This window comes from Priestia sp. TRM10 (genome assembly GCF_057808375.1).
This window is the reverse complement of sequence record NZ_JBJZOT010000011.1, coordinates 313,901-325,297: the sequence shown is the minus strand read 5'-3', so window position 1 is coordinate 325,297 and position 11,397 is coordinate 313,901. Positions and strand designations below refer to the sequence as shown.

Sequence of the window (11,397 nt, the reverse complement as noted above, 5' to 3'; positions counted from 1 at the left end):
ACGTGAGCTTTTACAGCTCACGTTTTTTACTCTCTTATTAATTATCTATCTTTATATGTACGCAGATAGTATTACATCATGATAGATAACACTTTAAAGACAAGCGCCCCTAATAATGCTGTCAATGGCAATGTAATTACCCACGTCAGCACAATACGTTTTGCTGTACCCCACTTTACAGATTTAAACTGCTGAGCAGACCCAACTCCCATGATAGAAGAGGAAATAACATGGGTTGTACTTACAGGAAGTTTTAATGCTGTAAATCCGAAAATAATAAGTGCTGATGATATATCAGCTGCTGCTCCACTTGCTGGTGTCAGCTTTGTAATTTTCCCACCAACGGTCTTAATAATCTTCCATCCTCCAACAGACGTTCCAAGAGCCATTGCAGCTGCAACTAAAATTTTAATCCAAAAAGGCACCGCTGTTGAGCTTTGATAGCCTGATGTAATCAATGCCATTGTCATAATGCCCATTGTCTTTTGTGCATCATTTGTTCCATGTGAAAACGACTGCAGCCCTGCCGTTACCATTTGCAGTGAGCGCATTCTTCTATTCGTTTTATACAGAGGCAAGTTTTTAAGTGTACGTTGAAAAACTTTCATAATCAGGAATCCAATAATAATTGCAATAATCGGCGAAATAATCAACCCTTGTACAATTCCAAAAAAACCTTTGTAGTTCAAAATATGAACACCACCAGCTGCAATAGCTGCACCTGAAATAGAACCAACAAGAGCATGTGAGGAACTACTTGGGATGCCAAAATACCATGTGATTAGATTCCAAAAGATAGCAGAAATTAGCGCTCCTAAAATAACGGCTGATCCGTTTTCCAATGAAAATGGATTAACAATGTCTTTGGTAATCGTTTCAGCAACGCCTGAAAATAATAAGGCTCCACCAAAGTTGGCACAGGCAGCAATTAGGATTGCTGTCCGAGGTGATAAAGCTCTTGTTGTCACAGACGTAGCAATGGTATTAGCCGTATCATGAAATCCATTAATAAAATCAAATACTAATCCTAATATAATAATAAGAATTAGGAATAAAGGTAGATGTTCGATAGCAAATCTACCTCCTTACTTTTTTATTGTTGTTTGTTGAGGTTGATATCTATATCTTTCCTCTTCTACCGTCAGCAATTCAATCTGGAACGTTTTCTTTTTTCAATACGGAAAGAACAACTAACACTCATGTCTATAACTTTATAGAACACTCATCGTGTGCCACTCTAATGATGTTCCAACCTTAAAATTAGTTCAGCAGACATATAAAACCCTTAAATACCTTTTACGAAAAGATATTAACAAAGTTAAGTATAATCTCAACAAACCCTACTTCTTATTCTAACATTATTAAACCTACTATCGTATTTTACTTTTGCAATTTTTTGCTTACTATATTTACTTATTTATTTTTATCTCGAATCATAAAAAAGAAGAGCTTTCTTACAAAAGCTCTTCCCTTTCTTGACCATATTTTGTTTTTTCAAAAATTAATTCAAAATTGTGAGCACTTCCTACAGTTCCTGTTCCAGGGGCAAAGATTTGAACGAAACGTCATCCTTCTTCCGCATGCTGGTGAATAATCTCTCGGTAATCCTCTTTTGATGTACTTTTTAATAATCCATCTTTAACTCTATTTGTACAAACTTATATTCATACATTAAATTTTCCTACTCTCTCTATTTTTACAAAAAACTTTATTATTTACAGATATATTTTACATTTTATAAGCATTAAAAAAGCATATGCTCTGATCAGAGCATATGCTTTACTTTTATATAATAAAAAACCACCAAAATATGTATTTGGTGGAGACGGTGGGAGTCGAACCCACGTCCAAAGATATTGATACTTAAGCATCTACGAGCATAGTCGGCATATTCGCAATTCGCTCTCTCTTATGCCTACCGACAGGCGTCCGAGGAGCTAGTCTGATTAGTCTCTTCTTAAGACCTCAGACGGTGGCCTTAAGCGTAGCCCACTTCATAGTGAACCCTCTACACTTCCACATGGGCGATGGAAGGAAAGGGCCTCTAGCATTATGCTGCTAAAGCGAAATTGTTTTGTTTGCCAGTTATAATTAACTCGACGTTAGTAACGAGGACGATCCCCCCGGCTCGCAACTCAAGCTCAAACCATCCCTGTCGAATCCGTAACGTCCCCATATAAAAGGTTATCGAAACGGGACAACTATAAGTTTAAGCTTAGCTGTCGCTAGTTACTGGCTGTGTTACATTTCTTATTATAGCACATACGTTCTTGAAGTCAAATGTAAACTTTTAGGAAGCTACATTTTCTGACGTTCGCGGAACGCACGTTCAACATCGCGTTTTGCTTCTTTACGCTTCAAGTCTTCACGCTTGTCATATTTCTTTTTACCCCTTGCAAGCCCAATTAAAACTTTTGCGTATCCATTTTTCAAATACAGTTTTAATGGAACAAGAGAATAACCTTCTTGCTTCGTATCACCAATTAATTTATTAATTTGTTTACGATGTAAAAGAAGCTTTCGTGTGCGCAATGGTTCATGGTTGTGGCGATTTCCTTGCTCATACGGACTGATGTGCATGTTATGAAGAAACACTTCTCCATTTTGCACGCGTGCGAACGAGTCTTTTAAGTTAACGCGCCCACCACGAATAGCCTTAATTTCTGTTCCTTTTAATACTAAGCCTGCTTCATATGTTTCTTCAACAGCAAAATCATGACGAGCTTTTTTATTCTGGGCAATGAGTTTCCCTTCTCCTTTTGGCATAAAACACGTTCTCCCTTCAAACAACGAACATCTAGCGTATTATCTATTGTAACAGATTTTATAATCTGCTCTCAACTTATGAGAGGCTGCCAAAGGCAGCCACTCTGTTATTTACGCTTACGTCTCTTTTTCTTTAATCCTGGTGCTCCTTCATAGAAAGCTTTACGCTTTCTCTTCTTTTTGTCAGAAGGCGGATTTGTTGACCATTCTTCTTTTTTCTTACCTTTTGTAGTTGGTCTTGTGCGCTTATTATCATTTTTAATGACTTTCGGACGATCCATGCGGGCACGTTTTTTGCTGCCTTTCATGCCAACAATTACGAAGTCAATTGAACGCTCGTCTTTGTTTACACTAGCAACTTGAACCTTCACTTCATCGCCAATGCGAAGCACATTTCCTGTTCGCTCTCCGATCATAGCAAAGTTACGCTCATCATAATGATAGTAATCATCAGACAAGTCACTTACATGAACAAGCCCTTCAATTGTGTTAGAAAGCTCAACAAAGATACCAAATTTGGTTACCGAGCTAATAATTCCCTCGAATTCTTCTCCAACCTTGTCTGCCATGAATTCTGCTTTTTTGAGGTCATCTGTTTCACGCTCTGCATCAACTGCACGACGCTCACGATCTGATGTATGTTTCGCAATCTCTGGCAGACGCTCTTGCCACTTCTCTTGTGTTGCACTATCTACTTGATTCTGAACTAAATACGTTCGAATAAGACGATGAACAATCAAATCTGGATAACGACGGATTGGTGACGTAAAGTGTGTATAAAACTCTGTTGAAAGTCCGAAATGGCCTAGGCTCTCATGAGAATAGCGTGCTTGTTGCATAGAACGAAGCATTACAGTTGAAATAACCATTTCTTCTGGGCTTCCTTGTACAGCCTCTAACACTTCTTGAAGTGCGCGTGGATGGATTGAGTTTCCCGTTCCTTTAACGGCATACCCAAAGTTTGTAATAAACTCTAAGAAACGGTTAAGCTTATCTTCTTTCGGATCTTCATGAACTCGGTACATGAACGGGATATTCATCCAATGAAAGTGCTCTGCTACTGTCTCGTTTGCTAGAAGCATAAACTCTTCAATCAGTTTTTCTCCTACTGAACGCTCATACAATCGAACATCGCTTGGATGCCCTTCTTCATCTACAAGAACTTTTGCTTCTTTAAAGTCAAAATCAATTGCCCCACGGTCCATTCGTTTTTGTCGTAAGATAGCAGCCAGCTTTTCCATATCTTCAAACATCGGAACCAGTGGCTCATATTTAGCACGAAGTTCTTCATCTTTATCTACAAGAATCTTGTTTACATCTGAATAAGTCATTCGTTCCGTTGTCTTGATCACACTTTGGAAGATTTCATGCTTTACAACTTCTCCCTTTGCGTTTACTTCCATTTCACATGAAAGCGTAAGACGATCAACTTTCGGATTCAATGAACAAATTCCGTTTGAAAGGCGATGTGGAATCATTGGAATTACGCGATCTACTAAATAAACGCTTGTTCCACGGTCAGCTGCTTCCACATCAATTGGCGATCCTTCTGTAACATAGTGACTAACGTCCGCGATATGAACCCCTAACTTATAGTTCCCATTCTCAAGTTCTGTAACGGTAACTGCATCATCTAAGTCCTTAGCATCGGCGCCGTCAATTGTTACAATTGTTTCGTTACGAAGATCACGACGGTCTTTTAAATCACTTTCAGCAATTGTATCTGGAACATCGTTCGCTTGGTCAATAACCTCATCAGGGAATTCAACAACAATGCCGTATTTATGAATAATTGAAAGAATATCAACTCCAGGGTCGTTTTTATGACCAAGAATCTCTTTGACTTCTCCTTCTGCATTCATGCGGTTATCAGGATAGCTTGTTAGCTTTACGATAACTTTATGGCCGTCAATTGCTCCATTTTGAGCATTTTTTGGAATGAAAATATCACTCTTAAACTTTTTGTCATCTGGTACTACAAAACCGAATCCTTTGCTCTGTTCATATGTACCAACGATTTCTTGGACCCCTCGCTCAAGAACCTTCATAACGGCTCCTTCACGTCTTGCTCCTGATTTTTCCACAGTAATACGAACAAGAACCGTATCGCCATGTAGAGCATTCCCTGAATCACCTGGTGGAATAAACACATCTTGTTCAATTGTGGAATCTTCAGGACGGACAAATGCAAATCCTTTTGCATGACCGATTAATTTACCTCTTACTAAATTCATTCGCTCAGGTAAACCGTAGCGGTTTGTTCTTGAACGAACGATAAGTCCCTTCTCTTCCATTTCTACAAGAGCACGGACAAATGTTTTGAATTCAGATGAATCTTCAATGCCGAATACTTCTTCAAGCTCTTTCGTTGTTAATGGTTTATAGCTTTCTTCTCGCATATAGGCGAGAAGACGATCAATATGGTTTTGAATGTTTTGATCCATTGTCAACCTCCTTGTTTTCAATATTTGGTCTACCAGTCTAATGACTCCAAGAAGTTATATACATCTTCATGAAGTACATCACGTTCTTTATCTAATGTGATAACATGGCCTGACTCTTCATACCATTTAATATCTTTCTTTGTTGATTCTACTTCGTTATAAATAATATTGGCACTGTCCGTATTAATCATATGATCATGACGTGCTTGTGCAACAAACGTTGGAGCATATACCATATCCACATTATGACGAACATCTGAAATCAATTCTTGTAATGCTTTTAGGGTTTCCATTGGTGCCTTCTTAAATTCCTGCATTTCATTCTCAATTTCTTCTTCTGTTTTTCCTTGGCGTTTCTTAAATTCACGAGCATATTCTAGAACCCCATTGTACATTACTTCTTCACTTTTAATATACATTGGAGCACACATGGGCACTATACCCTTTACAGGTACAGTGTAACCTAATTTCAGCGAAAATACGCCGCCAAGTGAAAGACCTGCTACTGCAATATCATCAAAGCCTTTTTCCTTTAGGAAGTTATATCCTTCCATCACGTCTTTCCACCAATCATCAGGACCTGTGTGAACTAGTTCTTCAGGAGGCACACCGTGTCCTTTATATTGAGGAGCATGGCATGTATAACCACGCTTTTCTAAGTAACGACCAAGCATCCGAACATCTGCTGAATTGCCTGTAAATCCATGCAGTAAGAGAACTGCTTTATCTCCACCTTCAAATGTAAATGGTTTTGGTAACGTAATCTTCATTATGTATCTGCTCTCCTTTTTCTTGCGATAGTGATTTTCTGCCTGTCTATTTAAAAATTCCCTTATATGGTCTTTCTTAATCATAATCTAAACAAGCGTTTATTTAAACAAAAAAGGGCCAGCTTATAATAAGCTCGCCCATTTAAAACTTACCGTACGACACTAAAAGTGTAAGAACAAAGAATAAAACAGAAAGAACAACGGTAATGCGGTGTAGAACAGCATCAATACCACGGGCTTTCTGTTTCCCAAAAAGTTGCTCTGCTCCTCCTGAAATTGCACCTGAAAGTCCAGTACTTTTACTTGACTGAAGAAGTACAACAATAATTAGCGCGATAGCTACGATAATGAGTAATGTCATAAGAACTGTATGAAGCATTTATAAAACACCTCCCGGTTAAACACACGTTTCCAATATTTTAAATTTATCATAAAAACAATAGGGTTACAAGGATAGAGAAAACATGTTAACAATACGTTAACAAAAGTGCTTATAACTATAAAAAAGCTCCGCTCAAGCACTGAGCGGAGCTTCCTATTCATTCACCTTATTTTTTAAGGTTGTAGAATGATTTAATTCCATCGTATTTCGCAACTTCACCAAGTTGGTCTTCGATACGAAGTAACTGGTTGTATTTTGCAACACGGTCTGTACGAGATGGTGCACCAGTTTTGATTTGACCTGCGTTTAATGCAACAGCAATGTCAGCGATTGTGCTATCTTCGGTTTCACCACTACGGTGAGAGATAACAGCTGTGTAACCAGCGCGTTTAGCCATTTCGATTGCGTCGAAAGTTTCTGTTAAAGTACCGATTTGGTTAACTTTGATAAGGATTGAGTTTCCAACACCTTGTTCAATACCTTGAGCAAGTTTGTTTGTATTTGTTACGAATAGGTCGTCCCCTACTAATTGAACTTTGTTACCGATACGCTCAGTTAGTAATTTATGACCTTCCCAGTCGTTTTCGTCAAGACCATCTTCGATTGAGATGATTGGGTATTTAGAAGCTAATTCTTCATACCAGCTTACCATTTCTTCAGAAGACTTCACAACGCCTTCGCCAGAAAGATGGTATTTGCCGTCTTCTTTGTTGTAAAGCTCAGAAGATGCTACGTCCATTGCTAACATAACTTGTTCGCCTGGTTTGTAGCCAGCTTTTTCGATTGCTTCAATGATTGTTTGTAGTGCTTCTTCGTTAGAGCTTAAGTTTGGTGCGAAACCACCTTCGTCACCTACAGCTGTGTTGTAACCTTTTCCTTTAAGAACTGATTTTAAGTTATGGAAAATTTCAGCGCCCATGCGAAGAGCTTCTTTGAAGTTTTCAGCACCTACAGGCATAACCATGAATTCTTGGATATCAACGTTGTTATCGGCATGCTCTCCACCATTTACGATGTTCATCATTGGAACTGGAAGAGTTTTTCCGTTTACTCCACCAAGGTATTGGTAAAGTGGCATATCGTAGAAGTCTGCAGCTGCACGAGCAACAGCCATAGATACACCAAGAATTGCGTTTGCACCTAGTTTACCTTTGTTATCTGTACCATCAAGCTCAATCATAGATTTATCGATTGCAACTTGGTCAAATACATCATAACCAATGATTGCTGGAGCGATGATTTCATTTACGTTTTCCACTGCTTTAAGAACACCTTTACCAAGGTAACGTTCTTTGTCACCGTCACGTAATTCTACTGCTTCATATTCACCAGTAGATGCACCACTTGGAACTAGAGCGCGTCCCATAGCACCTGTTTCTGTGTAAACTTCTACTTCAACTGTTGGATTCCCACGAGAATCTAGTACTTCACGAGCATAAACATCAACAATAATAGACATATAAATGTCTCCTCTCTTATTTGATTAAAGTTTTTCCTGTCATTTCTTTTGGTTGTTCTACATCTAACAATGTAAGCATTGTTGGAGCTAAGTCAGCTAAAATTCCGTCTTCGCGTAACTCTACACCATCGCGTGTTACGATAACCGGTACCGGGTTAGTCGTATGTGCCGTATGCGGAGTTCCTTCTTCAGTGATAATAATGTCAGAATTACCGTGATCAGCAGTAATAATGGCATCTCCACCTTTTGCAAGAATAGCATCAACAACTTTGCCTAAGCACTCATCAACAGCTTCGATTGCCTTGATTGTTGGCTCAAGTTTCCCAGAGTGACCTACCATATCTGGGTTAGCAAAGTTTAAGATAATAGCGTCTTGCTTGTCCCCTTCAATTTCTGCCAGTAACGCGTCCGTTACTTCATAAACAGACATTTCAGGTTTTAAGTCATACGTAGCTACCTTTGGTGAATCAATTAGAATACGTGTTTCACCTGGGAATTCCGCTTCACGTCCACCACTCATAAAGAACGTCACGTGCGGATATTTTTCAGTTTCGGCAATGCGAAGCTGTTTTAAGTTGTTTTGTGAAAGAACTTCACCAATTGTGTTGTCTAAGTTTACAGGCTTAAACGCCACAAATCCGTTAACTGTTTCACTAAAACGTGTTAAGCAAACAAAGTGTAAGTTTTTCGGATAATTTTCGCCACGCTCAAACGAACGGAAATCTTCGTTTGCGAACGTATTTGAAATCTGGATTGCACGGTCAGGACGGAAGTTATAGAAGATGATTGCATCTTCGTCTTCAACTTTCCCAACAGGTGATCCATCTTCATTAACGATAACAGATGGTAAAATGAACTCATCATAGATACCGTTTTTGTAAGAGTCTTCAATCACTTCAAGCGGATCTGTGTATGTTGGGCCTTCACCGTAAGCCATAGCACGGTAAGCTTTTTCAACACGATCCCAACGCTTGTCGCGGTCCATTGAATAGTATCGACCAGAAAGAGTAGCAATCTTACCGATACCAACCTCTTTAATTTGTTCTTGAAGAGCTTCAATATACTTACGAGCTGTTTGTGGTCCTACATCACGGCCATCAAGGAATCCGTGAATGTAAACTTCCTCAAGGCCTTGTTTCTTCGCTAAACGTAAAATAGCGTATAAGTGCTCAATATGACTATGAACACCGCCATCAGAAAGCAAACCAAAAGCGTGAAGCTTTTTGTTGTTTTCTTTTGCATGCGCGATTGCGCCTACAATCGTTGCGTTTTCTTCAAACTCACCTTCACGAATTGCCAAGTTTACACGTGTTAAACTCTGGTAAACAATTCGTCCAGCTCCGATATTTAAGTGCCCTACTTCAGAGTTCCCCATTTGGCCCTCTGGTAGTCCTACTGCTTCACCACTCGCTGTGAGCGTTGCGTGAGCATGCTTATTCCAATAACGATCGAAGTTAGGTTTTTTCGCTTGAGCAACGGCATTTCCGTACTCTTCATTACGCAAAGCAAACCCGTCTAGGATGATTAATGCTACTGGTTTTTTAGCCATTGTTACTTCGCCTCCACTAGCTGTAAGAAAGACTGAGCTTCAAGGCTAGCTCCACCAACTAAAGCACCGTCGATGTCAGATTGTGCCATGTATTCTTTAATGTTAGCTGGTTTTACACTGCCGCCATATTGAATGCGAACAGCTTCTGCAACATCTGTTGAGAAAACATTTTCTACAACTTTACGGATTGCTGCACAAACTTCATTAGCATCTTCTGCTGTTGAAGATTTGCCAGTTCCGATTGCCCAGATTGGTTCATAAGCAATAACAACTTGTTTTGCTTGCTCTTCTGATAAACCTTTAAGAGCTGCTTTTACTTGTGTTTCTACAACTTCTTTTGTTTTATCACTTTCGCGCTCTTCAAGTGTTTCACCACAACAAACGATTGGTGTTAAGTTATGTTTGAATGCTGCAAGCGTCTTTTTGTTTACTGTTTCGTCTGTTTCAGCAAACATTTCACGACGCTCAGAGTGACCTAGGATTACGTAATCAACGCCAAGATCTGCAAGAGCTACTGGACTTACTTCACCTGTGTATGCTCCGTTTTCTTCAAAGTGCATATTTTGAGCGCCAACTTTAAGGTCTGTTCCTTTTGTTGCTTCAACAAGCTTGTCTAGGAATAGTGCAGGTGAACAAACTACTGCATCTACCTCGCTTGCTGCGGGAACGCTATTTTTTACTTCTTCCACGAAGCTTACTGCTTCTGAAAGAGTTTTATTCATTTTCCAGTTACCAGCGATAATCGGTTTTCTCATCGTTACACCGTCCTCTTTTATTGTTTCACTAAACGTGAAGTGTTTCTTTATAAGTGCTGTGTAAACGTTGATTTTACTTGTCGTTAAGTGCTACAACGCCTGGAAGTTCTTTACCTTCCATAAATTCAAGCGAAGCTCCGCCACCTGTTGAAATATGGCTCATTTTATCTGCTAAACCAAATTTCTCAGCAGCTGCTGCAGAGTCTCCACCACCGATTACAGAGTATGTATCAGTCGCTTCTGCTAACGCTTCTGCTACAGCTTTTGTTCCGTTTGCAAATGTATCAAGCTCAAATACGCCTAGTGGACCGTTCCAAATGACAAGCTTAGAGTTTTTAATAACATCTGCATAGATTTCACGCGTTTTTGGACCAGCATCTAAGCCTTCCCAATCACTTGGAATGCTATCGATGTCAACAACTTGTGTGTTAGCGTCATTTGAGAAATCATCTGCTACAACAACATCAACAGGCACGTAGAAGTTTACACCTTTTTCTTTTGCTTTGTCCATGAATGTTTTTGCTAGATCAATTTTATCTTCTTCTAGAAGAGACTTACCAACATCATGGCCTAATGCTTTGATGAATGTGTAAGAAAGACCTCCACCAATGATTAAGTTATCTACTTTATCAAGAAGATGGTCAATTACACCGATTTTGTCTTTAACTTTTGCTCCGCCAATGATAGCAGTGAACGGACGCTCTGGATTTGAAAGAGCTTTACCAAGTACTTCAAGTTCTTTCTCCATTAAGAAACCTGCAACCGCTGGAATATGCTCAGCAATTCCTGCTGTTGATGCATGTGCACGGTGGGCAGCGCCAAATGCATCGTTTACATATACGTCTGCAAGCTCAGAGAATGCTTTTGCAAGCTCTGAATCATTCTTCTCTTCTCCAGCATAGAAACGAACGTTCTCAAGAACAAGAACATCTCCTTCGTTCATGTTGCTGATCATTTGCTTTACGTTTTCTCCATAAGCTTCGTCTGCTTTTGCAACAGGCTTGCCTAGTAGATCTTGAAGGCGTTCAACAACTGGCGTTAAACGAAGTTCTTCAACAACTTCTCCTTTTGGACGACCAAGGTGGCTTGCAAGAATAACTTTAGCACCTTGTTCAATTAAGTAGTTAATTGTTGGTAAAGCTGCTTTGATACGTGTTTCGTCTGTAACTTTTCCGTCTTTCATTGGGACGTTGAAATCTACACGACAAAAAACGCGTTTTCCTTTAAGATCGATATCTTTAACAGTTTTTTTGTTCACCGTAAAGACCTCCT

At 39.4% G+C, this 11,397-nt stretch carries 9 protein-coding genes and 1 other RNA gene; all 10 read right to left on the bottom strand.

The annotated features are described in order from the left end of the window. Positions 1-71: 71 nt before the first annotated feature. Positions 72-1,070, bottom strand: coding sequence for an inorganic phosphate transporter (locus tag ACK3CR_RS09960; protein WP_268583342.1), 999 nt, complete (start codon positions 1,068-1,070; stop codon positions 72-74). 747 nt (positions 1,071-1,817) lie between these two features. Then, positions 1,818-2,174, bottom strand: a transfer-messenger RNA (tmRNA) gene (gene ssrA / locus ACK3CR_RS09955). 124 nt (positions 2,175-2,298) lie between these two features. Then, on the bottom strand, positions 2,299-2,766 hold the full coding sequence (smpB, locus tag ACK3CR_RS09950; protein WP_019394950.1) for an SsrA-binding protein SmpB: 468 nt from the start codon (positions 2,764-2,766) through the stop codon (positions 2,299-2,301). A gap of 107 nt (positions 2,767-2,873) precedes the next feature. Continuing rightward, entirely contained in the window at positions 2,874-5,210 is a 2,337-nt protein-coding gene (gene rnr, locus ACK3CR_RS09945; RefSeq protein WP_488975313.1) for a ribonuclease R, read from the bottom strand. A 29-nt stretch (positions 5,211-5,239) separates the two neighbouring features. Beyond that, positions 5,240-5,980 carry an alpha/beta hydrolase gene (locus ACK3CR_RS09940; protein ID WP_019394948.1) on the bottom strand — a complete coding sequence of 247 codons (741 nt, stop codon included), beginning with the start codon at positions 5,978-5,980 and terminating at the stop codon, positions 5,240-5,242. Between the two features lie 142 nt (positions 5,981-6,122). Then, positions 6,123-6,359, bottom strand: coding sequence for a preprotein translocase subunit SecG (gene secG, locus ACK3CR_RS09935; RefSeq protein ID WP_019394947.1), 237 nt, complete (start codon positions 6,357-6,359; stop codon positions 6,123-6,125). A 169-nt stretch (positions 6,360-6,528) separates the two neighbouring features. Then, positions 6,529-7,821 carry a phosphopyruvate hydratase gene (eno, locus tag ACK3CR_RS09930; RefSeq protein ID WP_019394946.1) on the bottom strand — a complete coding sequence of 431 codons (1,293 nt, stop codon included), beginning with the start codon at positions 7,819-7,821 and terminating at the stop codon, positions 6,529-6,531. 16 nt (positions 7,822-7,837) lie between these two features. Beyond that, entirely contained in the window at positions 7,838-9,370 is a 1,533-nt protein-coding gene (gene gpmI, locus ACK3CR_RS09925) for a 2,3-bisphosphoglycerate-independent phosphoglycerate mutase (RefSeq protein ID WP_488975312.1), read from the bottom strand. A 2-nt stretch (positions 9,371-9,372) separates the two neighbouring features. Next, positions 9,373-10,125: a triose-phosphate isomerase gene (gene tpiA, locus ACK3CR_RS09920; protein ID WP_019394944.1), complete on the bottom strand. Its 753-nt coding sequence runs from the start codon at positions 10,123-10,125 to the stop codon at positions 9,373-9,375. A 73-nt stretch (positions 10,126-10,198) separates the two neighbouring features. Then, the gene (locus ACK3CR_RS09915) at positions 10,199-11,383 is read right to left on the bottom strand and encodes a phosphoglycerate kinase (protein ID WP_243516614.1); all 1,185 of its coding nucleotides are present in this window, start codon (positions 11,381-11,383) and stop codon (positions 10,199-10,201) included. Positions 11,384-11,397: the final 14 nt, after the last annotated feature.